General features: G+C 61.0%; 22 protein-coding genes. 10 read left to right on the top strand and 12 right to left on the bottom strand.

Annotation, left to right across the window (positions count from 1 at the left end):
• The first annotated feature begins 72 nt into the window (after positions 1–72).
• Together xdhC and guaD are read left to right on the top strand one after the other, a co-directional pair.
• Positions 73–912: a xanthine dehydrogenase accessory protein XdhC gene (gene xdhC, locus BM110_RS20070; RefSeq protein ID WP_093514054.1), complete on the top strand. Its 840-nt coding sequence runs from the start codon at positions 73–75 to the stop codon at positions 910–912.
• Between the two features lie 12 nt (positions 913–924).
• The gene (gene guaD / locus BM110_RS20075; RefSeq protein WP_093514055.1) at positions 925–2,229 is read left to right on the top strand and encodes a guanine deaminase; all 1,305 of its coding nucleotides are present in this window, start codon (positions 925–927) and stop codon (positions 2,227–2,229) included.
• A 126-nt stretch (positions 2,230–2,355) separates the two neighbouring features.
• On the opposite strand, the gene BM110_RS20080 is transcribed toward guaD, so the two are convergent.
• Complete coding sequence (locus BM110_RS20080; protein WP_015885332.1) at positions 2,356–3,120, bottom strand: GntR family transcriptional regulator; 765 nt, start codon at positions 3,118–3,120, stop codon at positions 2,356–2,358.
• Between the two features lie 214 nt (positions 3,121–3,334).
• Here BM110_RS20080 and BM110_RS20085 point away from each other — a divergent pair, with 214 nt between their 5' ends.
• Positions 3,335–4,525 carry a benzoate/H(+) symporter BenE family transporter gene (locus tag BM110_RS20085; RefSeq protein WP_058427362.1) on the top strand — a complete coding sequence of 397 codons (1,191 nt, stop codon included), beginning with the start codon at positions 3,335–3,337 and terminating at the stop codon, positions 4,523–4,525.
• 36 nt (positions 4,526–4,561) lie between these two features.
• Here the strand turns inward: BM110_RS20085 and BM110_RS20090 are convergent, their stop codons facing one another.
• Complete coding sequence (locus BM110_RS20090; protein ID WP_010208515.1) at positions 4,562–4,906, bottom strand: YggL family protein; 345 nt, start codon at positions 4,904–4,906, stop codon at positions 4,562–4,564.
• A 238-nt stretch (positions 4,907–5,144) separates the two neighbouring features.
• On the opposite strand from BM110_RS20090, the gene dacB reads away from it, so the two are divergent.
• Entirely contained in the window at positions 5,145–6,605 is a 1,461-nt protein-coding gene (gene dacB, locus BM110_RS20095) for a D-alanyl-D-alanine carboxypeptidase/D-alanyl-D-alanine endopeptidase (protein WP_093514056.1), read from the top strand.
• A gap of 64 nt (positions 6,606–6,669) precedes the next feature.
• Here dacB and BM110_RS20100 read toward each other — a convergent pair whose 3' ends face one another.
• Positions 6,670–9,066 carry a sensor domain-containing diguanylate cyclase gene (locus tag BM110_RS20100; RefSeq protein ID WP_093514057.1) on the bottom strand — a complete coding sequence of 799 codons (2,397 nt, stop codon included), beginning with the start codon at positions 9,064–9,066 and terminating at the stop codon, positions 6,670–6,672.
• A 142-nt stretch (positions 9,067–9,208) separates the two neighbouring features.
• Complete coding sequence (gene rlmKL / locus BM110_RS20105) at positions 9,209–11,473, bottom strand: bifunctional 23S rRNA (guanine(2069)-N(7))-methyltransferase RlmK/23S rRNA (guanine(2445)-N(2))-methyltransferase RlmL (protein WP_093514058.1); 2,265 nt, start codon at positions 11,471–11,473, stop codon at positions 9,209–9,211.
• A 532-nt stretch (positions 11,474–12,005) separates the two neighbouring features.
• On the opposite strand from rlmKL, the gene rmf reads away from it, so the two are divergent.
• Positions 12,006–12,221: a ribosome modulation factor gene (gene rmf / locus BM110_RS20110; protein WP_002553055.1), complete on the top strand. Its 216-nt coding sequence runs from the start codon at positions 12,006–12,008 to the stop codon at positions 12,219–12,221.
• 123 nt (positions 12,222–12,344) lie between these two features.
• On the opposite strand, the gene BM110_RS20115 is transcribed toward rmf, so the two are convergent.
• From BM110_RS20115 to sctC, 5 genes are all read right to left on the bottom strand, one after another.
• Complete coding sequence (locus tag BM110_RS20115; protein WP_093514059.1) at positions 12,345–13,370, bottom strand: quinone-dependent dihydroorotate dehydrogenase; 1,026 nt, start codon at positions 13,368–13,370, stop codon at positions 12,345–12,347.
• Positions 13,371–13,456: 86 nt separating this feature from the next.
• Positions 13,457–13,918 carry a transglycosylase SLT domain-containing protein gene (locus tag BM110_RS20120; protein ID WP_092243316.1) on the bottom strand — a complete coding sequence of 154 codons (462 nt, stop codon included), beginning with the start codon at positions 13,916–13,918 and terminating at the stop codon, positions 13,457–13,459.
• Positions 13,911–14,315: a winged helix-turn-helix domain-containing protein gene (locus BM110_RS20125; protein ID WP_092242736.1), complete on the bottom strand. Its 405-nt coding sequence runs from the start codon at positions 14,313–14,315 to the stop codon at positions 13,911–13,913. The genes BM110_RS20120 and BM110_RS20125 overlap by 8 nt, the downstream gene beginning before the upstream one ends.
• 156 nt (positions 14,316–14,471) lie before the next feature.
• Complete coding sequence (locus tag BM110_RS20130; protein WP_092242733.1) at positions 14,472–14,696, bottom strand: FliM/FliN family flagellar motor switch protein; 225 nt, start codon at positions 14,694–14,696, stop codon at positions 14,472–14,474.
• Positions 14,697–14,712: 16 nt separating this feature from the next.
• Complete coding sequence (gene sctC / locus BM110_RS20135) at positions 14,713–16,140, bottom strand: type III secretion system outer membrane ring subunit SctC (RefSeq protein WP_093514060.1); 1,428 nt, start codon at positions 16,138–16,140, stop codon at positions 14,713–14,715.
• 273 nt (positions 16,141–16,413) lie between these two features.
• On the opposite strand from sctC, the gene BM110_RS20140 reads away from it, so the two are divergent.
• From BM110_RS20140 to cobA, 5 genes are all read left to right on the top strand, one after another.
• The gene (locus tag BM110_RS20140; RefSeq protein WP_093514061.1) at positions 16,414–17,640 is read left to right on the top strand and encodes a CmpA/NrtA family ABC transporter substrate-binding protein; all 1,227 of its coding nucleotides are present in this window, start codon (positions 16,414–16,416) and stop codon (positions 17,638–17,640) included.
• Between the two features lie 13 nt (positions 17,641–17,653).
• A complete protein-coding gene (locus tag BM110_RS20145) occupies positions 17,654–18,229 on the top strand; it encodes an ANTAR domain-containing response regulator (protein ID WP_071491401.1) in 576 nt (191 codons plus the stop codon).
• 157 nt (positions 18,230–18,386) lie between these two features.
• Positions 18,387–19,598 carry a nitrate/nitrite transporter gene (locus BM110_RS20150; protein WP_071491402.1) on the top strand — a complete coding sequence of 404 codons (1,212 nt, stop codon included), beginning with the start codon at positions 18,387–18,389 and terminating at the stop codon, positions 19,596–19,598.
• Positions 19,598–21,268, top strand: coding sequence for a bifunctional protein-serine/threonine kinase/phosphatase (locus BM110_RS20155; RefSeq protein WP_093514062.1), 1,671 nt, complete (start codon positions 19,598–19,600; stop codon positions 21,266–21,268). Before BM110_RS20150 ends, BM110_RS20155 begins: the two co-directional genes overlap by 1 nt.
• A 26-nt stretch (positions 21,269–21,294) precedes the next feature.
• Positions 21,295–22,038 (top strand): uroporphyrinogen-III C-methyltransferase, encoded by a 744-nt coding sequence (gene cobA, locus BM110_RS20160; protein ID WP_093514063.1) that lies wholly within the window; start codon positions 21,295–21,297, stop codon positions 22,036–22,038.
• 60 nt (positions 22,039–22,098) lie between these two features.
• Here the strand turns inward: cobA and BM110_RS20165 are convergent, their stop codons facing one another.
• The 3 genes from BM110_RS20165 to BM110_RS20175 form a co-directional block, all read right to left on the bottom strand.
• The gene (locus tag BM110_RS20165) at positions 22,099–23,079 is read right to left on the bottom strand and encodes an OmpA family protein (protein WP_071491405.1); all 981 of its coding nucleotides are present in this window, start codon (positions 23,077–23,079) and stop codon (positions 22,099–22,101) included.
• A gap of 107 nt (positions 23,080–23,186) precedes the next feature.
• Entirely contained in the window at positions 23,187–23,777 is a 591-nt protein-coding gene (gene sigX / locus BM110_RS20170) for an RNA polymerase sigma factor SigX (RefSeq protein WP_010208495.1), read from the bottom strand.
• 87 nt (positions 23,778–23,864) lie between these two features.
• Positions 23,865–24,689, bottom strand: a complete 825-nt coding sequence (locus tag BM110_RS20175) for a mechanosensitive ion channel family protein (protein ID WP_071491406.1) — start codon at positions 24,687–24,689, stop codon at positions 23,865–23,867.
• Position 24,690: the final 1 nt, after the last annotated feature.

Below are 24,690 nucleotides of genomic sequence, written 5' to 3' on the forward strand. Positions count from 1 at the left end.
ATTGGAATGCATTCCAGTGTGGGAGGGGGCTTGCCCCCGATAGCGGCCTGACAGACACCACAAGAGGTGACCATGAACAACTGGATCAGCGCCCTCGCCGACCTGCAAAACCAAGGTGAACCCTGCGTGCTGGTGACCATCATCGAAGAGCTCGGCTCCACGCCGCGCAATGCCGGTTCGAAGATGGTCATCAGCGCCGCCCAGACTTTCGACACCATCGGTGGCGGGCACCTGGAATTCAAGGCGATGCAGATCGCCCGGGACATGCTCGTGCGCGGCCAGCAGAACACCCATCTGGAGCGCTTCAGCCTCGGCGCGAGCCTGGGCCAGTGCTGCGGTGGCGTGACCGTATTGCTGTTCGAGCCCATGGGCCAGGTGCAGGCGCAGATTGCGGTGTTTGGCGCCGGCCATGTCGGCCGGGCGCTGGTGCCGTTGCTGGCCAGCCTGCCGTGTCGGGTGCGCTGGATCGATTCCCGTGACCAGGAGTTTCCGGCACATATCCCCCAGGGCGTGCGTAAAATCGTCAGCGAAGAGCCGGTCGACGAAATTGCCGATCTGCCGGTGGGCAGTTATTGCATCGTCATGACCCACAACCACGCGCTGGACCTGGAACTCACCGCCGCCCTGCTCAAGCGCAATGACTTTGCCTACTTCGGCCTGATCGGCTCGAAGACCAAGCGCGTCAAGTTCGAACATCGCCTGCGGGATCGCGGCTTCGACTCCGCGCAACTGCAACGCATGCGCTGCCCCATGGGCCTCACCGAGGTGAAGGGCAAGTTGCCGGTGGAGATCGCCATCTCCATCGCCGGCGAAATCATCGCCACCTATAACGCCAATTTCGGCCAGCACACCGCCAGCGCCGAACCCATTGCCAAACTGCTGCCGGCCTCGCGTCGCAGCCAAGCCATTTGAAATGAGATCACCATGCCTTTGACTCGCAAAGCCTACCGTGCCGCCCTGCTGCACAGCCTCGCCGACCCCGCTGAAGTGGGCATCGAAGCCTCCTACGCGTACTTCGAAGACGGCCTGCTGGTGATCGAAAACGGTCAAATCAGCGCCATCGGCCATGCCAGCGATTTACTGCCGACCTTGCCCGCCGACATCGACATCACCCATTACCAGAACGCGTTGATCATCCCGGGCCTGATCGACACCCACATCCACCTGCCGCAGACCGGCATGGTCGGCGCCTATGGCGAGCAGTTGCTCGACTGGCTCAACACCTACACCTTCCCGTGCGAAAGCCAGTTCGCCGATAAGGCTCACGCCGAGGAAGTCGCGGATATCTTCATCAAGGAACTGCTGCGCAACGGCACCACCACCGCGCTGGTGTTCGGCAGTGTGCATCCGCAATCGGTGAATGCATTCTTTGAAGCGGCAGAAAAACTCGACCTGCGCATGATCGCCGGCAAGGTGATGATGGACCGCAACGCGCCGGAATACCTGACCGACACCGCCGAATCCGGCTACCAGGAAAGCAAGGCGCTGATCGAGCGCTGGCACGGCAAGGGTCGCCTGCATTATGCGGTGACGCCACGCTTCGCCCCGACCAGTACGCCGGAGCAACTGGCACTGGCCGGGCAACTGCTGGGGGAATACCCGGACCTGTACATGCAGACCCACATCAGCGAGAACAAGCAGGAAGTCGAGTGGGTGAAGGAGCTGTTCCCGGAGCGCAGTGGCTATCTGGATGTCTACGACCACTACAAGTTGCTGGGCGAGCGCTCGGTGTTTGCCCATGGCGTGCACCTGTGTGATGACGAGTGCGCGCGTCTGGCAGAGGCCGGTTCAGCGGTCGCATTTTGCCCGACCTCGAACTTCTTCCTCGGCAGCGGTTTGTTCAACCTGCCGATGGCCGAGAAGCACAAGCTGAATGTGGGCCTGGGCACCGATGTGGGGGGCGGCACCAGTTTCTCGCTGCTGCAAACCCTGAACGAAGCCTACAAAGTCATGCAGTTGCAGGGCGCGCGCTTGAGCCCGTTCAAGTCGCTGTACCTGGCGACCCTGGGCGGTGCGCGGGCGCTGCGGCTGGAAGACAAGATCGGCACGCTGCAACCGGGCACCGATGCGGACTTCCTGGTGCTGGACTACAACGCCACGCCACTGCTGAGCTATCGCCTGAAGCAGGCGAAGAACATTGCCGAGACGTTGTTTGTGTTGATGACGCTAGGGGATGATCGGACGGTGTTGCAGACGTATGCGGCGGGGCAATTGGTGCACCAGCGCTAATCCCATAAACACCCCAAAACAAATGTGGGAGGGGGCTTGCCCCCGATAGCAGAGTGTCAGTCTCTGGATTAATTGACTGATGCACCGCTATCGGGGGCAAGCCCCCTCCCACATTGTTGGTCGTATTTACAACTTTATGGACGAACGCCCCGGTTTCTTGGTCTGCAACAAATGCGAAAATACCGCATGCAGATCATCCGACGCGCTCTCTTCATCGAGGTTGAGCTTGCTGTCGATGTGATCCATGTGATGCATCATCAAGTTCACTGCCAACGCCGCATCTCGTGCCTCGATTGCGTCGATCAGCTGGGTGTGTTCATCGTAGGAACAGTGCGAGCGGTTGCCGCTTTCGTACTGGGCGATGATCAATGAAGTCTGGGACACCAGGCTGCGCTGGAAGCTGATCAGCGGCGCGTTCTTCGCCGCTTCGGCCAGCTTGAGGTGGAACTCGCCGGAGAGGCGGATACCGGCACCGCGATCGCCACGGGAGAAGCTGTCGCGTTCGTCATTGACCATCTGGCGCAGTTCGGCCAGTTGCTCGGCTGTCGCGTGTTGCACCGCCAATTCAGTGATCGCCCGCTCCACCAGACGCCGCGCGAGGAACACCTGGCGTGCCTCCTCGACGCTTGGGCTGGCCACTACCGCACCGCGATTGGGCCGCAGCAGCACCACGCCTTCATGGGCCAGGCGCGACAACGCGCGGCGAATGATGGTGCGGCTGACGCCGAAGATTTCGCCCAGTGCCTCTTCGCTCAACTTGGTACCGGGTGCCAGGCGTTGTTCGAGGATCGCCTCGAAGATATGCGCGTAGACGATATCGTCCTGGGTTCCGCTGCGACCGGCCTTGCCGGCACGCGGTTGTTTCTTGAGAGGTTGCAACTGTTCGTTCATGGGCACTCGGGTTTGGAGAACGGCGGCGAATTAACGGTAATACGGCAACAGCGTGTCGCTGGCAAGTATCACCTAAAAACAGGGCACATTGTACACAACCCAATGCGCCAACACACTGTACGGCTGTTTGCGGCGTCGGCTGTATTGCAATGGGTCGCTGCGTTTGAGTTTAGGCTTGAATCCGCAACTTCCCTGGTAAAAGGAACACCTGTTCATGACCGATGCCGCCCAAGCGCCTCTGCGCCCGCTGGCCGACACTTCACCCTCGGCCGTCGTCGCCGGCTTCATCGCCATGATGACCGGCTACACCAGCTCCCTGGTCCTGATGTTCCAGGCCGGGCAAGCCGCCGGTTTGACCACGGCGCAGATTTCCTCATGGATCTGGGCGATCTCCATCGGCATGGCGGTGTGCAGCATCGGCCTGTCCCTGCGCTATCGCACCCCCATCACCATTGCCTGGTCGACGCCAGGTGCCGCGCTGCTGATCACCAGCCTGGGCGGTGTGAGCTACGGCGAAGCCATCGGCGCGTACATCACCTGCGCGGTGCTGGTGACGATCTGCGGCTTGACCGGCAGCTTTGAAAAACTGGTCAAGCGTATCCCGGCGTCATTGGCGGCGGCCCTGCTGGCGGGCATCCTGTTCAAGATCGGCAGCGAGATCTTCGTCGCCGCGCAGCATCGCACCGGGCTGGTGCTGGGAATGTTCTTCACCTACCTGGTGATCAAGCGCCTGTCGCCGCGTTATGCGGTGCTGGCCGCGCTGCTGATCGGCACCGCGCTGTCGGGGTTGATGGGGCTGCTGGACTTCAGCGGTTTCCACCTGGAAGTGGCGACGCCGGTATGGACCACGCCGCACTTTTCGCTGGCGGCGACCATCAGCATCGGCATCCCGTTGTTCGTGGTGGCGATGACCTCGCAAAACATGCCCGGCATCGCCGTGCTGCGGGCCGACGGCTACAACGTGCCGGCCTCGCCGCTGATCACCGCCACCGGGCTGGCATCGCTGGTGTTGTCGCCGTTCGGCTCCCACGGCATCAACCTGGCCGCCATCAGCGCAGCGATCTGCACCGGGCCCCATGCCCATGAAGACCGCAACAAGCGCTATACCGCAGCCGTGTGGTGCGGGGTGTTCTACGGGATTGCCGGGGTATTCGGCGCGACCTTGGCGGCGCTGTTCGCAGCCTTGCCCAAGGAACTGGTGCTGTCGATCGCGGCGCTGGCGCTGTTTGGCTCGATCATCAATGGCCTGAGCATCGCCATGAATGAGCCGAAGGAACGTGAAGCGGCGCTGATCACCTTCATGGTCACGGCGTCTGGCCTGACGCTGTTTTCCATCGGGTCGGCGTTCTGGGGGATTGTGGCGGGGGTGTTGACGCTGCTGATTCTGAATTGGCGCAAGGCATAAAAAAACGGCGACCCTGGGGTCGCCGTTTTTTCAGTATCACTTAGCCGCGTTGATCGGCTTTTCCGGATACCACACGTCCAGCAGCGGGCTGACTTCAGCCTTGGTCAGCTCGGAACGGGTTTTCAGCCAGGCCTCAACGGCAGCACGTTGCTCTTCGGAGACCGAGCCACGCTTCTGCAGGCAAACCAGACCGTAGTCATCGCCGCCGACGTAGCCCAGACCATTGGCTTCCATGGCTTCTTTGATGAATGCTTCGAGGAAAGCGTCGATAGCTTCTTCACTCAGGCCTTCTTTGAAGTCCAGGTTCAGTTCGAAACCCAGCTCTTGAAATTCATCAACGCACAGTTTTTTGCGCAGACGCTGGGAACGGTTAGTCGCCATTGGAACAATCCTCATAAGTAATAACGGGCGGCACTTTAGCAGTTTAAGGCGGCGATTGCCCGACTCTCTGGGACAGGCGGCACAATGGCGCTAAAAAAAACGCGCAATACCAGCTATCGTTCAGCTACAAGTGGATCAACCTTGGGGCATAATGCCGACACTTTCATGACTATTGAGGGATTTTTCTTATTTACCCCTCGCCTTTTTCACCCTCCTCAGCAGTAGGGTTTTACTTCTTATGATCAAATCTTTGCGTTCCGTCTTGCTCGCCGGTCTTCTCCTTCCGCTGGCCTTTTCCACCTCCGCAGCCCCCGTCAACAATACCCTGCCACCGAATGTTCAGCAGGCACTCGCCAAAGCCAAGCTGCAAAACACCGCGCTGTCCCTGGTGATGATTCCCCTGAACGGCCCCGGTACACCGACCGTTTTCAACGCCGATGTCTCAGTGAACCCGGCCTCGACCATGAAGCTGGTCACCACCTATGCGGCGCTGGAAATGCTCGGCCCCAACCACCAATGGAAAACCGAGTTCTACACCGACGGCACCCTCAGCGGTGGCGTGTTGCACGGCAACCTGTACCTCAAGGGTGGCGGCGACCCCAAGCTGAACATGGAAAAACTCTGGCTGCTGATGCGCGACCTGCGCGCCAACGGCGTGCAGCAAGTCACTGGTGACCTGGTGCTGGACCGCAGCTTCTTCAACCAGCCGCTGTTGCCGGAATTCAACGACGACGGCAACGACGAGAACAAGCCCTTCCTGGTCAAGCCGGACGCGCTGCTGGTCAACCTCAAGGCCCTGCGCTTCGTGACCCGCAATGATTCGGGCCGGGTACTGGTATCGGTCGAGCCGCCGATTGCCAGCATCCGTATCGACAACCAGGTCAAGGTGTCCAACGCCAAGCAGTGCACCGGCGACGTACGCTATAACCCGGTCACCGCCGCCGACGGCAACGTGACGGTAACGGTCAGCGGCCAATTGGCCGATGGCTGCAGTTCGCAGACCTACCTGTCGCTGCTGGACCACGCCACCTACACCGCCGGCGCCGTCCGGGCGATCTGGAAGGAACTGGGCGGCACCATCCAGGGCCGTGACATCCAGGCACCGGTGCCCAAGGATGCCAAGGTATTGGCCCGGGCCTTTTCGCCGGACCTGGCGGAAATTATCCGCGATATCAACAAATACAGTAACAACACCATGGCCCAGCAGTTGTTCCTGAGCCTGGGCGCGCAGTTCCGCAATGACGCCGATGGCGACGATGCCAAGGCTGCGCAACGCGTGGTGCGCCAGTGGCTGGCGAAGAAAGGCATCACCGCGCCGCACCTGGTGATGGAGAACGGCTCAGGCCTGTCCCGCGCCGAACGGGTCAGCGCCCGCGAGATGGCGGCCATGCTGCAAGCCGCGTGGAAAAGCCCCTACGCTGCCGAGTACATCAGTTCGATGCCGATTGCCGGCACCGACGGCACCATGCGCAAACGCCTGAAGACCACCGCCATGCGCGGCGAAGCCCATATCAAGACCGGCACCCTGAACACCGTGCGCGCCATCGCCGGGTTCAGCCGCGACAACAACGGCAATACCTGGGCCGTGGTGGCTATCCTCAACGACCCGAAGCCATGGGGTGCTTCGTCGGTGTTGGATCAGGTGTTGCTCGACCTGTACCGCCAGCCGAAGGTGGCTGCGGCAGCACCGGCCCTCTGAAACATACTGGGGTGAACGGGCTTGTCCGCTCACCCCAGAAGCCCGCTCACCACGACGGGGCCAGTCAGCAAACCGACTGCGCTTCCACCCGATCCCTGCCCGCCTGCTTGGCCACGTACACGGCCGAGTCAGCGCGCAGCAGCAGCCCATCGATACCTTCGTCCACCCGCCAACTGGCCACGCCGAAGCTCGCGGTGACAATACCGACCGGCTCCATCGGCACGCTGCGCAACGACGCCCACAACTCCATCGCCAGGCTGTAGGCCTGAGCACCATCGGTGTGCGGGCACAGCACCATGAACTCCTCGCCACCCAGGCGGCAGAACACATCGGTGCGGCGCAGGCGCTGGCTGATGCGTTTGCACAACTCCTGCAATACCCCATCGCCGACGGCATGCCCATGCTGGTCGTTGATGCGCTTGAAGTGATCGATATCGAGCATGATCACCGACAAGGCCCCCGAGGTGCGGTTGAGCCTGACCATCTCGGCCTTGAGGCGGTCCTGGAAATAGCGGCGGTTGTGGATCCCGGTCAGGGAGTCGGTGATGGAGAGTGCACGCAGCTCTTCCTCCACCCGCTTCAGATCGGAAATATCCGACACGTAGCCATGCCACAGCGTCCCTCCTCCGGGTAACTCTTCCGGCGTCGCTTCGCCGCGAATCCAGCGCAGTCCGCGTTGCGGCAAGAGTACCCGGTACTCCTCCCGCCAATGGCTCAACTGCAACGCCGACAAGCGGATCGATGCGCGTACCCGCTCCGCATCCAGCGGGTGGATGCGCTCGAAGACCTTCTTCGCATCCTGCTGCAGCACGCCGGTCTCGATTTCATAGATATCGCGCATGCCGTCGCTGGCGTAGATGAATTTCCAGTTGTCTTGAGGCTCCAGGGTGAACTGGAAGATGCCGCCGGGCACATGGGCGCTGAGTTTCTTGAGCAGCCGATCCCTGGCCGCCAATGCCTCGTAGGCGCGCTTTTGTTCGGTAATGTCCAGGTAAATCGCCAGGTGACCGATCCACAAACCGTGGTCGTCCAGCAACACGGTGGCCAGCATGTTTACCGTCAGTTGGCTGCGATCCTCACGAACCAGGGTCCACTCGCGGGCTTGGTGCAGGTTGTCGGGGCTTTCCACCAGCATCGCCTGGCTTGCCGGGATGCGTTTGCCCAAGGCTACACTGAGGCTGGCGGAACGCGCTTCCAGTTCCGACGCCAGGTGCAGGCTTTCCAGGGTGTGCGTGCCCACCACCTGCTCGGCCTTGAACCCCAGCATCTGCTCGGCACCGGCATTGAAGGTATTGATGACACCGCGCAGGTCGGTGGCAATGATCGCGACCTGCGTCGCGGCATTCAGCACACTGCGCAATTGGCCGTGGGCGCCGCGTAATTCCTGCTCGCGCAGGCGCAACTGCGCCGTGCGCTGCTCCACCAGTTTCAACGCGCGCTGGCGTTGGCTGACCAGCACATAGAGCAACGCGCTGAGCAACAGGCTGAGCAGGCCGCCCATGGTCAGGATCGTGCTCAACGAGGAATGGTTGGCCTGGTCGAACACCTGGCTCGGACGCAGTGTGAGGGCATACACATGGTCACCCAGCGTGAGGCGGCGCGCCCCGACCAGATCACCGCTGGCCACGGCATTGCCGGACTCGAAAAGCACGCGCTTTTGCACGTCGGAGGTGTCGACGATCTGCATCACCAGGTTGTCGCGGTCCGGCTTGGGCAAACCGTCGGCCACCAGTTGGCGCATGCTGATCACCGCCATGACATAGCCGTAGGGCTCATTCTGGGATTGGTCGGAGCTGGGCAAATGACTGACCGGCGCGACCAATAAAACCCCGGTGGCATAGTCCGGTTCCACACCCACCAGTTGCATGGGCTGGGACACCGCCAGCTTGCCGGTGTTTTGCGCACGCTCAAGCACCGAACGCCGCAGGGGCTGGGCCAGCAGGTCAAAGCCGAGGGGTGCGCCCAACAGGCTTTGGGTCTGGCTGTACAGTACCGGTACGTATTCATCGCGCTCGGGCGCAGGGGCCAACTCACCCGTGGAATTCAACTCACAGATCATGAAAGGTGTGCCGCGCTGCGCGGACACGGCTTGCTCAAACTGACCGCGCTGTTCGCGATACACCCGGGGCGCCCAGGAGTAAGCGCGCGCGCGCAGCAACAAGGGCTGGGCAAAACCGTCAAACTCTTCGCGGGACACGTCATCGGAGTTGACGAAGAAACGCCGCAGGCTGTTCAGGCGTTGTTCCTGGTCGTCGAAGCGTTCCTGCAGGCGGGTGTAGCGTTCGTTGACCAACAACTGAAAGCGTTGGCGCACCTGCTGCTGATAGAGGTCGGCGGCCGCCCAGGCCACAACAGCCGTCAAGGCAAACCCTGCCAGCAACACCACCAATGCCACCAGCCAAGCCGACGCCTGCTCACTGATAAAGCCTAGGATTTTCGGGCGTACGGCTTGCAACGGCATAGGCAACACTCACAGCGCCAGCGTGCGGGGGGTGTCACTTTGGCTTGGCCTTAAGTTATAGCCACCGGCCTTGAATTTGACCAGCGTAAAAAAGCCGCAAACCCGGAATAATCCAGGCTTGCGGCCTGATTGACAGCCGTGTTCAGCGCGCGGTGATTTTCCATGCCCGGTGGATCTTCGCATTGCGTGCGAAATCCGGGTCGATGGTCTTGTCGCTGATTTCCTCGACCGCGTAGCGTTCGCTCAGGTTGTCCTCCAGTGCGAACTTGCGGAAGTTGTTCGAGAAGTACAGCACGCCGCCCGGCGCCAGGCGCGCCATGGCCAGGTCGAGCAACTGCACGTGGTCGCGCTGCACGTCGAAGATACCTTCCATGCGCTTGGAGTTGGAGAAGGTCGGCGGGTCAATGAAGATCAGGTCGAACTCATCGCGGCTGGCCTCCAGCCAGGCCATCACGTCACCCTGCTCCAGACGGTTCTTGTCGGAGAAGCCGTTGAGGGACAAGTTGCGGCGTGCCCAGTCCAGGTAAGTCTTGGACAGGTCGACGCTGGTGGTGCTGCGCGCGCCGCCCTTGGCCGCATGCACACTGGCGGTGGCGGTGTAGCAATACAGATTGAGGAAACGCTTGCCGGCTGCCTCTTTCTGGATGCGCAGGCGCATCGGGCGGTGGTCGAGGAACAGGCCGGTGTCCAGGTAGTCGGTGAGGTTGACCAGCAGCTTTACGCCGCCTTCGCTGACTTCGGTGAACTTGCCCTGGGCGCTCTGGCGCTCGTACTGCTTGGTACCGCTCTGACGCTCACGGCGCTTGACTACCACGCGGCTCTTGTCGATGTTCAGCGCCTGGGGAATGGCCGCCAGCGCATCGAACATACGCGCGGAGGCTTTTTCCGGGTCAATGGACTTGGGCGCCGCGTATTCCTGTACATGCACCCAATCGTGATACAGGTCGATGGCCATGGAGTATTCCGGCATGTCGGCATCGTACACGCGGTAGCAATCCACGCCTTCGCGTTTGGCCCACTTGCCCAGCAGCTTGAGGTTCTTTTGCAGGCGGTTGGCAAACATCTGCCCGCCTTCGCTCAGGCGCGCCTGCTCGACCACCGGGGCCGGAGCGGGTTTGATCGGGTTGCCGTTCTTGTTGTACTGGCGCTCTTGCGGCTCGGCCGGGGCCTGATCGTAGGTAGCTTGCTCACGCTCGGCCTGGCGCTGTTCCGGGGTACGACGCTCGCCGGTGACGAACTGGTCCGGGTTGACCTTGATCAGCAGCAACTTGCACGGCAACGCGCCGTTCCAGAACGAATACTGCTTGTGGCTACGGATGCCCATGCGCTTGCCCAGGTCCGGCGCGCCGGTGAACACTGCGGCTTCCCAGCCCATGCACGCCTGGCGCAGACGCTCGCCGAGATTCTGGTAGAGGTACAACAGGCTGGCTTCGTCACCCAGGCGCTCGCCGTACGGCGGGTTGCAGATGACCAGGCCTTTCTGGTTCTGGTCCGGGCGCGGTTCGAAGGTGCCTACTTCGCCCTGGTACACCTTGATCCAGTGGCTCAGGCCGGCCCGCTCGATGTTATTGCGCGCAGGCTGGATCAAGCGCGGATCGGCTTCGTAGCCACGGATCCACAGCGGCGGCTTGTTCATGCCGATGGCGGCGCGTTCAGCGGCTTCGGCGTGCAGCTTCTTCCACAGCGCCGGGACATGACCGAGCCAGGTGGTGAAACCCCACAGCTCGCGGTTCAGGTTGGGGGCCATGTCGGCAGCGATCATGGCGCCTTCCACCAGGAAGGTGCCCACGCCGCACATCGGGTCACTCAGCGCGCCGCCTTCAGCGGCGATGCGCGGCCAGCCGGCACGAATCAGGATCGCGGCCGCCAGGTTTTCCTTCAACGGTGCCGCCCCCTGCTGCAAGCGATAACCGCGCTGGTGCAGGCTGTGGCCGGACAGGTCGAGGGACAGGATCGCTTCGCCACGGTCCAGGCGCAGATGGATGCGCAGGTCCGGATTGATCTTGTCGATGGACGGGCGCTCGCCAGTCGGGGTGCGCAGCTTGTCGACAATCGCATCCTTGACCTTCAGCGCGCCGAAGTGGGTGTTGTCGATGCCCGAACCGTGGCCGCTGAATTCAACCGCCAGGCTGCCATCCGGCACCATGTGGTCGGCCCACTCAATGTCCAGCACGCCGTGGTAGAGGTCTTCGGCGTCCTTCATCGGGAAGCGCTTGAGCACCAGCAGCACGCGGTTGGCCAGGCGCGACCAGAGGCACAGGCGGTAGGCGGTTTCCATGTCGGCCATGCCGCGCACAGCCGAGGTGTGCTCGCGGGCGTCCTCAAGGCCAAGCCCGACGGCTTCCTCGATCAGCAGGCCTTCGAGGCCCTTGGGGCAGGTGAGGAAGAGTTCAAAACGGTCCGACATGGGGCATTCCAGGCTTTTCAGCAATAAATGAACGGGCGACGCATCGCCGGCTCGGTTTTCAATCAAGCACTTTTCTTGAAGAGTGCTCGCGTGGCACGAATGTGCCGTCCCACCCCGGCTGCCGGGCCTTTGGGCCTGTAATGACGGGGCAGAGAAACAATTGGCTGTAACAAAAAGAAATATTCCGACCCTTCGTCGAATAATAACTGACTGCAACGGGCGGACATTCTCACTAAAGGATAAAACCCATCCTCTATGCAGGGTGCATCATAGCTGGCTTTGCCCGATAAAAGGGGCGAAAAACCATCCCAGCTTATCGCTATAGCATCGTTATCGTTACGTGCTTATGACAAAACGATCATTGAATCCATGTGACCTATTGGTTAGAACTCAACACAGGTTGGCGCCGTAACGACGCCGACACATCGGCTCGCCACGCCGGCAGTGAGCCCACCAACGGCAGAAAAACTCTGCCCGGTCTCGGACGAGGCCGAAGGATATCAAGACAGTCAACAAGTGAGGGAAACACCCTATGAGAAGACTTAAGCGTGATCCGTTGGAAAGAGCATTTTTACGCGGATATCAATACGGCGTTCATGGCAAATCCCGTGAGCTTTGCCCATTTACTCTACCGTCGGTACGCCAAGCCTGGATCAACGGCTGGCGAGAAGGACGCGGCGACAACTGGGACGGTATGACTGGCACTGCGGGAATCCACAGACTCAACGAACTTCACGCCGTCGGCTAATCAAGGGCAATTAATTCCGACACCACCTCTGGATTTATAACGACTTACCATGCACGCCCCATCCGGGCGGCGGGCTTCGGCCCAGGGGGCTCCTTTTCAGGAGCCCTTTTTAATGGATGGTTTTCAGTCTTTTGGCAATGCCGCGATGGCATCTACCGACTGGCGAATCAGCGCCGGGCCTTTGTAGATGAAGCCGGAATACAACTGCACCAGGCTTGCGCCCGCGGCAATCTTCTCGGCCGCATGCTTGCCTTCGGTAATACCGCCGACGGCGATGATCGGCAAGCGCCCGGCCAACTCCGCAGCCAGCACCTTGACGATATGGGTGCTCTTGTCACGCACCGGCGCCCCCGACAGGCCGCCCGCTTCGTCGCCATGGGCCAGGCCTTCGACGCCTACGCGGCTGAGGGTGGTGTTGGTCGCGATGACTGCGTCCATCCCCGAGTCCACCAGGGCCTGGGCCACCAGCACGGTTTCTTCGTCGCTCATGTCCGGCGCGATCTTGATCGCCAGCGGCACGCGCTTGCCATGACGCACGGCCAGGTCTTCCTGGCGCTGGCGCAAGGCTTCGAGCAGTTGCTTGAGGGAGTCGCCGAACTGCAGGCTGCGCAGGCCCGGGGTATTGGGCGAGCTGACGTTGACCGTGACATAGCTGGCGTGGGCGTAGACCTTGTCCAGGCAGATCAGGTAATCATCCACCGCACGCTCGACCGGCGTATCGAAGTTCTTGCCGATATTGATGCCCAGGATGCCCTTGTACTTCGCCGCCTGAACCCGCGACAGCAGGTGATCAACGCCCAGGTTGTTGAAACCCATGCGATTGATGATCGCCTCGGCTTCCGGCAGGCGGAAGATACGTGGCTTGGGGTTACCCGGCTGTGGACGTGGCGTCACGGTGCCGATTTCAACGAAACCGAAACCCAGCTGTGCAAACCCATCAATGGCCGCACCGTTCTTATCCAGGCCAGCCGCCAGGCCGACCGGGTTGGGGAAGTCGAGCCCCATCACCGAGACCGGCATTTTTGCCGGTGCCTTGCATACCAGGCCATTGAGCCCCAGGCGGCCACCGGCACCGATCAGGTCCAGGGACAGATCGTGGGAGGTTTCCGGGGAGAGTTTGAACAACAGCTGGCGGGCCAGGGTATACATGGGCGGGCTAGACTCGGATGGCGGCGAAAGGTGGCGGCGATTATAGCCGGGGTCACGGGTTGCGCGCGAGGCGCGAACCTCAATCGTCAGTAGCGGTGCGCTACCAACTGCTCGTAATACGCCCAGATTTTCTGGGCATATTGCATGCGCAACGCCTCACGCGCGGGCCCGGAACCCGGGCCTGCGTTGTAGGAGCCTACCGCCGTCCAGTTGTAGCCAAAGCGCTGGATGAACTCGGCGAGAATCGAAGCCCCTACCTCCACCGACAGGCAAGGCTCATTGAGCAACCGCTCCTCGGTAATACCTCGCTCGAGCAGGCGCGGCAAATGGCTGCTGTTGATCTGCATCAGGCCGATGTCCCGAGTGCCATTACGGTTCGTATCGTTTATCGCGTGCGCACGAAAGCCCGACTCCACCGCAGCGATCGCCTGCAGCAATTCGGGCTCGATGTTGTAGCGGCTGGCCGCCTCCTCCCAGCAATACGCCAGCGCCTGATTGCCGGTCATCATCACACCCAACACCAAGCCCTTGCTCCAGAACCTAGCCACGGCCTGCCACTCCATTGCGGGTATGGCCGCATGCCGAGCACACATGGTCCATACGGCCAGACGAGGGGCCCTCGATCGTCACCGGGCAAATGAAACGGTACCCCCGACCGTAAATCGTCTTGATAAACCCCTTGTCGGTGCCAAGGTACTTGCGCAGTGAATAAATGCAGCGTGTCAGCGACTCTTCGGCAACTTCCCCCTGCGGCCAGGCCAGCTCCAGCAAGCGATCCTTGGTCATCAACACGCCACCGGACATCAGCAACAACCGCAACACCAGCCCTTCCTTGGGCGGCAGCTGAACATCTGCGTCCTCACCGGTCAGGCGACCATCGTCGTGCAGGGTCCAACGCGCAAAAACCAGGGAAGTCGTCGTCCCTCCATCATCCATGACAGCCATGATTACCTCGGCATCCGACTACTGACATTGAAGTCCTCATTTGCATTACGGGTTCAAGTGCCCCTGCCACGACTATAAAAACCTGCCTCAAGGCTCACGTTAGGAAAAAGCGCAGACATCGCGCGTTTTTTTGGAACCACGCTGTAAGACGTTTCGCTACCCATCAACTTCAGGTAGCCAGGCGTGGTAAACCTCGTGCAACTCAACCCCCAACCGGTCTTCCAACTGCACCAACTCACCCAAGGCCAGTAATTGCCCGTTAACCCGAACCTCCACGCAATGGATTATCTCTGGCATCAAAGGCAACACCTTCCCGGGCGCAAACTTTGCCAGGCGCCGGCGGCTGATCAGTTGTTCCTGAAGAAGAATTTCCAGATGCATCGGGCTAACACCTTGTTCACGGTGAGACATCGCGCTCAGGCCGTACAAACGCACGTTGAACACGCTCGTATTGCGCTGCCGTCAAAGGCGGTGGCCCTGCCCCCCCACCCGGCCCCAGCGTCTCACTGCCCACGGCCCTGGCCTGAATCACAAACAGACGCACTTGATCCGGGCGAGTAGTCGCCCGCCGTTCTGCCTCTCGTTGAAACGCGCCCAACCACAAACGCCTGCCCTGGGGCACACGCACCACACTGTTGACCCCCACCTGCCCCACCGCGGTATTTTTTTCACGCCGCCCCTTCTCACTCATCTGGCGCCCTTCCTCAATCTCAAGGCGCATTTCGATCTGGTTAGCTTCTGAAAAACGCGGCAGTACGCTGACCTGAGTGCCATAGCGCACAGGTTTCCAGTCAGTTCGGTTGTTTCCGGGGGGCGGTAGATAAAAGGTATGGCTATCCTGAAACACCGCCGGGACGTTCTCCTGAGTGAGAATCACGGGCAGTGCCACCACCTTCGCCCGTCGACGACGCTCCAATGCACCGATCCTGGCCATCACGCGGTTGTCATCCTGAGGCGCAAGGATTCGCGTGGTCGACATCCGGGCGTCTTCATCCCTGCCCAGGCCCAGTTTTTCCAGCTCGTCACGCTCAACATCCACCAGCCATAACGACACTTCGATCGATCGCTTGGGTATGTCGAGTTCAGCCACCAGTTTCTGGATGAAGGTCACCTGGGCCGGCTTGCCCTTGATCAGCAGGCTGTTGCTGTCCGGGTAGGCGATCACACCAAGGCTCTTGTCGGCCAGCAACCCCTTGTGCTCGCTGGCCAGCAGGGTCTCGATCATCGACGCCATTCCCGGCACGGTAACCGGGTTGTCGCGCGCGCCGTACTGACGGTCCGCCACATCGGTGTTAAGCACCTGAACCACACCAAAGGCCTGCGCGCCCACACGCAAGTCGGCTCTTTGCCGATCCATCAATTGGGCCAGGCGCATCACCTGGTCGACGTAGTTAGGTGGGCCGGACACATAAAATGTGCGTGCCCCACTTTCACGCAGGGGATGGCGTGACTCATCGATACCCGAGCGGCGCATAAGGCCACGCAACTTGTCGACCGTAATATGCCGCAAGGTCACCGCAGAGCTCTTTGCCTCGTCAGCATCGTAGATATGCAGCGCTTGCCCGTCGCTGTACCAGATCAACCCCTGCTCTTGCGCAAGCGCCTCCAACGCCTGTTGCGGCGCATCGAAATCCAGTGCGGTGCTCAGACGTTTGCGCGCCACCGCCTGGCTGACAACGATGGGCACCCCCAGCGGCTCCGACAGCGCAGTGAACACGGTATACAGGCTTTCATCCCGAACCTGGTGAAGCTCGGCCCAAGCCAGCGCACTTCCCAACCACAGGCCGGCAAACCACAACCAACGGTGAAACCGGAGACGGAGCATCGTTACAAGGGATTCGGCGTGCACCGTGAGGGTTCCTGGGCAGTCTGGCAGTAAGAGAGCGGCCATACTGAAAGCCCGCCCGGTTTCAATCTTGATGGAAAGCTGACGGCCAGCCGCGCCTCACCGCCCGTGGCATGTGCCTTGCTACGAACTCTGCATGAGAGCACGCGCCAACGGCGGAGCGCGCTACGGACAAAGGCGTCGTTACCCGCATTGGCTTACATCGCCATCTGAGGGAACGACGCTTTTTTTTGAAAGAAAAGGTAGGTGTTGATGAACGATTCGGTCGGCAACAGCCCGATGAACGACCCGCTGGCCTGGGTCAACGGCAGTGATGCCCCTGAAAAGAGCAGCCTTGACCTGGGTTTCATGGCCCTGAGCGACTGCGCCTCGGTGGTCGTAGCGGCCACCCAGGGCTTCGCTCAACCCTACGGCCTGACCCTGAACCTCAAGCGCCAATCGTCCTGGGCCAACCTGCGCGACAAACTGGTCAGCGGCGAACTGGACGCCGCCCACAGCCTGTACGGGCTGATCTATGCCGTGCACCTGGGCATCGGCGGAGTCGCGCCCACCGACATGGCCGTGCTGATGGGGCTCAACCAGAACGGCCAGAGCATCAACCTGTCCCACAGCTTGCAGCGACAAGGGGTGATCACTCCTGAGGCGCTCGACCGCCACGTGCACCAAAGCCGAACAAAACTGACCTTCGCGCAGACCTTTCCCACAGGTACTCACGCCATGTGGCTGTATTACTGGCTGGCGAGCCAAGGTATTCACCCCTTGCAGGATGTGGACAGTGTGGTGGTCCCGCCACCGCAAATGGTTGCGCACCTGCAAGCCGGACGCATTGACGGGTTTTGCGTCGGCGAGCCCTGGTGCGCCAGCGCAGTCAAGCAAAACCAGGGGTTTACCTTGGCGACAAGCCAGGCGATCTGGCCGGATCACCCGGAAAAGGTCCTCGGATGCACCCGGACGTTCGTCGACCAGTACCCCAATACTGCGCGCGTGCTGGTGATGGCGATCCTGGAGGCCAGCCGGTTTATCGAAGAAAGCACCGAAAACCGCCGTTCCACCGCGCAATTGCTCAGTGGTCGCGAGTACCTCGACGCCCCGCTCGACTGCATCGAACCGCGCCTGCTGGGCGCCTATGACGATGGCCTGGGCAACCAGTGGCAGGATCCCCACGCCCTGCGTTTTTTCGCCGGTGGCGAGGTGAACCTGCCTTACCTCTCCGATGGCATGTGGTTCATGACCCAGTTCCGGCGTTGGGGCCTGTTGCGCGAGGACCCCGACTACCTCGGCGTTGCCCGCCAGGTGCAGCAACTGGCGCTGTATCGTCAGGCGGCAGGTGCGCTGGGGATCCCGGTAAAGGCCCTGGACATGCGCAGCAGCCAGCTGATCGACGGCAAGATCTGGGACGGTTCCAACCCAACCGAATACGCCCGCAGCTTCCGCCTGCATGCCCTGGCCAATGATTCCAACCGCCAGGCCTGGCGTTGACAGGAGAATCTCCATGCTGCGAATCCTGTTGATCAATGACACCCCGCGCAAGGTCGGCCGCCTCAGGTCGGCGCTGATCGAGGCCGGTTTTGATGTCATCGATGAGTCCGGCCTGACCATCGACCTGCCCGCACGCGTCGAAACGGTGCGCCCGGACGTGATCCTGATCGATACCGAGTCACCGGGCCGTGATGTGATGGAGCAGGTGGTATTGGTCAGCCGAGACCAACCCCGGCCCATCGTGATGTTTACCGACGAACATGACCCGAACGTAATGCGCCAGGCGATCAAGTCCGGCGTCAGCGCCTACATCGTCGAAGGCATCCAGGCCCAGCGCCTGCAGCCGATCCTCGATGTGGCCATGGCGCGCTTCGAAAGCGACCAGGCCTTGCGCGCGCAGCTCCAGGCACGTGACCAGCAATTGGCCGAGCGCAAGCGTATCGAGCTGGCAAAGGGCATGCTGATGAAAATGAAGGCCTGCAACGAAGAAGAGGCCTACACCCTGATGCGTCGCCAGGCCATGAGCCGCCAGCAGAAACTGATCCAAGTGGCGGAGCAGATTATCGCCATGAGCGAGCTGCTCGGCTGATTTGGCTCAGCTCTTGCTAAGTATTCCGCACAGGTAGCCAACGGCGGTTGCCCCTCCACGACAAAGACGTCGCACACCCGGTTTGCCCTCGCGAACCCGGTGGCGGCGTTTTTTCGTTTTGGCCTTCTTACAAGACTCCCAACCGTTGAGGTGCGTGATGAAATCAAGCTTCTGGAAATCCGGGCACACCCCGACCCTGTTTGCCGCGTTCCTGTATTTCGACCTGAGCTTCATGGTCTGGTACCTGCTAGGCCCACTGGCGGTACAGATTGCCGCCGACCTGCACCTGACCACCCAACAACGCGGCCTGGTGGTGGCGACACCGATCCTGGCGGGCGCGGTGCTGCGCTTCCTGATGGGCATGCTGGCGGACAAGCTGTCGCCCAAGACCGCCGGGCTGATCGGCCAGGTGATTGTGATCTGTGCCCTGTTCGGCGCCTGGAAACTGGGCATCCATAGCTACGAACAAGCGCTGCTGCTGGGACTGTTCCTCGGTATGGCCGGTGCATCCTTTGCTGTCGCGTTGCCGCTGGCCTCCCAATGGTACCCGGCCGAACACCAGGGCAAGGCCATGGGCATCGCCGGTGCGGGCAATTCAGGCACGGTGTTCGCCGCGTTGCTGGCGCCTGTGTTGGCGGCCGCGTTTGGCTGGAGCAACGTGTTCGGCTTCGCTCTGATTCCGCTGGTGCTGACGCTGATCGTGTTTGCCTGGTTGGCGCGCAATGCCCCTGAACGGCCAAAAGCCAAATCCATGGCCGACTACTTAAAGGCCCTGGGCGACCGTGACAGCTGGTGGTTCATGTTTTTCTACAGCGTGACCTTCGGCGGCTTTATCGGCCTGGCGAGCGCCCTGCCCGGTTACTTCAACGACCAGTACGGCCTGAGCCCGGTGACCGCGGGGTACTACACCGCCGCCTGCGTGTTCGGCGGCAGCCTGATGCGCCCACTGGGCGGTGCGCTGGCGGACCGCTTCGGCGGGATTCGTACGTTGCTGGGCATGTACAGCGTGGCAGCAATCTGCATCGCGGCGGTGGGTTTCAACCTGCCAAGCTCTTATGCGGCGCTGGCGCTGTTTGTCTGCACCATGCTTGGCCTGGGCGCCGGTAACGGTGCGGTGTTCCAACTGGTGCCGCAGCGTTTCCGCCGTGAGATCGGCGTGATGACCGGCCTGATCGGCATGGCCGGCGGCATTGGAGGTTTCGCCCTGGCAGCTGGCATGGGCGCGATCAAGCAAAGCACCGGCAGCTATCAGATGGCGCTGTGGCTGTTCGCGAGCCTGGGTGTATTGGCCTGGTTCGGCCTGCATGGCGTTAAACGTCGCTGGAGAACCACCTGGGGCTCGGCCGCCGTGACGGCTGCACGGGTCTGATGAGCCTGCAACTGAGCATCGCTCAGGCCAGTGCCATCGGCCCTCGGGCACAAAACCAGGACGCACTGCGGGTGGTGACACCCGTGGCCGAACTGGCGGCGAGCAAAGGCTACTTGTGCGCCATCGCCGATGGAGTGAGTCAGTGCGCCGACGGCGGCCTGGCCGCGCGCTCGACCTTGCAGGCGCTGGCCCTGGATTACTACGCCACGCCGCAGACCTGGAGCGTGGCCCAGGCCCTGGAACGCTTGCTGTCGGCCCAGAATCGCTGGCTGCAGGCCAATGGCGGTGGCCAGCCGTTGCTGACCACCCTGAGCGCCCTGGTGTTTCGCGGCCAGCGCTTCACCCTCGCGCATGTCGGCGATTGCCGGGCGTATCGCTGGCTGGATGGCGAATTGCAGCGCCTCAGTGAGGATCACGTATGGGAGCAGCCGGGCATGGAGCATGTGCTCAAGCGTGCCCTCGGCCTGGATCAACACCTGGTAGTGGATTTTCTCGACGGCCAGTTGCGCGAAGGCGAATGTTTCCTGCTGCTCAGTGATGGCGTGTGGGCAACCCTGGGTGATCACAGCATCCGTTCGATTCTGCGCGAGCAAACCGACCTGGATCTGGCGGTCAACACCCTGGTGAACGCCGCGCACCTGGCGGGTAGCCAGGACAATGCCAGCGCCCTGCTCGTGCGTATCGACACCCTCGGCGCGGCGACCCTCGGCGACGCCCTGGTGCAGTTGCAGCAATGGCCGCTGCCACCGCCGTTGAAAGCCGGGCAACACTTTGAAGGCTGGCAGGTGCAAGGCGTATTGGCGCAAAGCCGACAGTCGTTACTGTACCGGGTGCGGGATGCACAGCAGCAACCCTGGCTGCTGAAAACCCTGCCGCTGAGCCGCGATGATGACACCGATGCCGGCCAGGCCTTGCTCGCGGAAGAATGGTTTCTAAGACGCGTCGCCGGCCGGGCGTTTCCTGAAGTCCATGCCGCCAGCGGACGCCAGCATCTGTACTACGTGATGCGCGAATACCCCGGCCAGACCCTGGCCGAACTGTTCCAGCAGCACGGCCCATTGCCTCTGGCGCAATGGCAGTCGATCGCCGAGCGCTTGCTGCGGGCGGTGGGCATGTTGCACCGGCGGCAGATCCTGCACCGCGATATCAAGCCGGAAAACCTGCTACTGGGGGATGACGGCGAACTGCGTGTGTTGGATTTCGGCCTGGCGTACTGCCCGGGCCTGTCGGAAGACCGCGTCCATGCATTGCCCGGCACACCAAGCTTTATCGCGCCCGAGGCGTTCAATGGCGACCGGCCTACGGCCCAACAGGATTTATACAGTGCCGGTGTCAGCCTGTATTACCTGCTGACCGGGCACTACCCCTACGGTGAAATCGAAGCCTTCCAACGGCCCCGGTTCAACCAGCCCTTCAGCGCCAGCCGCTACCGCCCCGATCTGCCGGATTGGCTACCCCTCAGCCTGGACCGGGCAGTGGCGGCTCAACCTGCGCATCGTTACGAAACCGCCGAAGAATGGTTGCGTGTGCTGGAACAGGCGGACCGGCAGGAACTGAGCATTCGCCCCAAGCCCTTGCTGGAGCGTGAACCCTTGAAGGTCTGGCGCACTCTGGGACTGCTGTCGATGTTGATCAATCTAGTGCTGTTGTACTCACTCTTTCACCGCTGACGTCATCCCTGGACGAGGAAAAATCCATGAGCGCAAAAGTCTGGTTGGTGGGCGCGGGTCCCGGTGACCCGGAACTGTTGACCCTCAAGGCCGTACGCGCCCTGCGTGAGGCGCATGTGGTGCTGATCGATGACCTGGTCAACCCGGCGGTACTGGAACACTGCGTTGAAGCACGGGTGATCACCGTGGGTAAACGCGGTGGCTGTCGCTCGACACCGCAGGACTTTATCCATCGCCTGATGCTGCGCTATGCGCGCCAGGGCAAATGCGTGGTGCGGCTCAAGGGCGGCGACCCGTGCATTTTCGGGCGTGGCGGTGAGGAAGCCATGTGGCTGCGTGAACGGGGCGTCGAGGTGGAGTTGGTCAACGGGATCACGGCGGGCCTGGCGGGCGCGACAAATTGCGCGGTTCCGCTGACGCTGCGCGGGGTGAGCCGTGGCGTGACCCTGGTGACGGCGCACACCCAGGACGACAGCAGCTTGAATTGGCGAGCCCTGGCAGAGGGTGGCACGACCTTGGTGGTGTACATGGGCGTGGCGAAGCTTGAGGAGATTCGCCAGCAATTGCTGGACGGCGGGATGGCAGCGGATATGCCGGTGGCGATGATCGAAAACGCATCACTACCACAACAACGGGAATGCCGCAGCGAGTTGTCACGGATGTATGCAGATGCGCAGGTATTTGCCTTGAAGAGCCCGGCCATCCTGGTGATTGGCCATGTGGCAGCCCCTGGGCAAGTCGCTTGCCTTACACAAGCCGCCAGCGCCTGAAGCAAATTCCAGGCGAAAAAAAGCCCGGCCTGAGCCGGGCTTTTTTCTACCACTCAGTAATTACTGAGCTGTAGCTTCTACCGACGCTTCTACACGACGGTTGATGGCACGACCAGCTTCAGTTGCGTTGTCAGCAACTGGGCGGGACTCACCGTAACCTACTGCGGTGATACGGCTAGGAGCAACGCCGTCTTTAACCAGGACTTGCTTAACAGCGTCAGCACGACGCTGGGACAGCTTCTGGTTGTAAGCGTCTGGACCTACGGAGTCAGTGTGACCAGCAACTTCTACGTTGGTAGCTGGGTACTGAGCCATGAAGTCGGCCAGGTTTTTCACGTCGCCGTAGCTGTTAGGCTTAACAACCGACTTGTCGAAGTCGAACTTGACGTCCAGCTCAACACGAACAACCTGAGCAACTGGAGCTTCTGGCTCTGGAGTTGGCTCTGGAGCTGGTGCTGGGGTAGGAGCTGGAGCAACTGCGCCAGCGTTACCGCCGAAGTTTACGCCCAGGCCGACCAGTGCGGAGTAGTCCCACTTGCCGTTGTCCAGACCGTAGTCAGCTTCAACACCGGCACGTGCGTACAGGTTGTTGGTGAAGTAGTACTTCACGCCAGTACCAACGGTAGCGAAAGTAGTCTGGTCGCGACCGCTGTGGCCGTCAGCCTGAACGTTGGTACGGCTCTGGTGACCGAAACCGCCTTCTACGTATGGACGCAGGCTGTCTACGCCAGCTTGACCGAAGTGATACTGGGCAACCAGGCTGCCGGTATCGCCTTTGATCTTCTGGTTACCAGTACCGTCGTTCGAACGGGTGTGGTTGGTCTTGTCGTAGGACAGGTTCAAGGACAGGTCGTCGGTCAGGAAGTAACCGATGCGAGCGCCAGGATTGAAGCCGTCTTCGATGTGCTTGACGCTATCGTTGTACTGCTTCTTGTAGAACAGCTCGCCTTCAACTGCGCCTTGGCCTTGTGCCAGAACGCCGAAAGAAGTAGCGGCAATAAGAGAACCAATGGCCAAGCCCAAGGTGTTTTTCAGTTTCATCCGTTAAATCCCCATCTGGTGATTGTAAAGCAGTCCCACAAACCGGGGGACAACTCGGCGACAAGTCTAACAGAACTTGCCTACACGTAAGAGATATTTGCCACGCACTAAGTTTCAGTCTCGCCCGCAAATTTCTCACGTAATTTATCAAGAGCACGCTTGTAACGCATTTTTGTAGCACTCAAACCCATGTGCATGATGTCAGCGATTTCCTGAAACTCCAGCTCTGCGACAAATCGTAGCACCAGAATTTCCCGGTCAATCGGGTTCACATACACCAACCAGCGATCAAGTCCGCCCTTCTCCTCGGGTGCCGGCGCCTTCTCTTCAGACGCCTCCTCAAGGGGGTCAAGACTCAAGGCGTCCATCAAGCGACGCTTTCGCCGTTCCTTCCGATACTGCGTGATGCACTCGTTGTACGTGATGCTGTACAGCCATGTCTTGAACTTCGATTTGCCTTCGAAGTTCTTCAGGCCGTACAACACCTTGAGCATCACTTCCTGACAGACATCATCCGCATCTCTATCGTTCCCCAAATACCTTGAACAAACGTTGAACAAAGTGCGTTGATATCTGCGCATCAATTCTTCGTACGCGCGAGTGACGTGAAACAGCTCCGTGTGCGAACGCGCGACCAGCTCCTCATCAGAGAGCTCACGGGGGTCATAGCGCGTGGACAGCGTTTGGGCTTTATTCAAAACAAGTCGTGCCGACAGTCAGGTCAATGTCCGCCACAGCCCGATCACCCAGGCTCGCGGCGGCGTACATTAGCAGGGTTTGCCGGGTTAGCGGCTATTGACCTGCTGCTCCAGGAGAATCCGGTTGGACAGCGACACCAGGTCGCCGTCATCGGTCAGCACCGTCGTCTTGACCGTGCCGATCTCCTCGATTTGCCCTTCAACCTCGCCCACACGCACCTGTTGGCCCACCTGGTACAACTCACGCACATAGATTCCCGCAAGAATCTGACCGGCAATTTCCCGGCTTCCCAAGCCCATGGCCAGCGCAACGGCCAGACCAACGGTAATCAAAACGATCACAATCACGTGGTTGAGCAGGTCAGTCTTGACCTCCAACTGGCTGATCGCGACCGAAATACTGATGATAATCACCAGGCCCTGGGCAATCCGCCCCAGGCCAGCAGCATAGTCCAAACCCACGCCTTCGGCGGCGCCGCGCACCAGCCCATTGGCCAGTTGCGCCAGCAAAACACCTACCAGCAGCACCAGCGCGCCGCCGAAAACCTTCGGCAAGTACAGCGCCAGCATGTCGAGCGTAGCTGAAACTCGCTCAAGTCCAAGGGATTGAGCCGCAGAAACCAGGAAAATCAGCAAAACAAACCAATAAACGATCTTGCCGATCAACGTCGAGATGGGTACCTGCAGCCCGGCACGCCCCAACAGTTTGGTCAGACCGGTGCCTGCCATCAGGCGGTCGAGGCCCAGTTTCGCGAGCAGTTTGGACAGCAGGGTGTCGAGCAGCTTGGCCACGACAAAGCCCAGCAACACCAGCACCAGGGCACCAAACAGGTTGGGAATGAAATTCGCCACCTTGGTCCACAATGCGGTCATCGCGGTGACCAGGCTCTGGGTCCAGAGATCAAGTTCCATA

Source organism: Pseudomonas sp. NFPP28 (assembly GCF_900115535.1).
Taxonomy (GTDB): Bacteria; Pseudomonadota; Gammaproteobacteria; order Pseudomonadales; family Pseudomonadaceae; genus Aquipseudomonas; species Aquipseudomonas extremorientalis.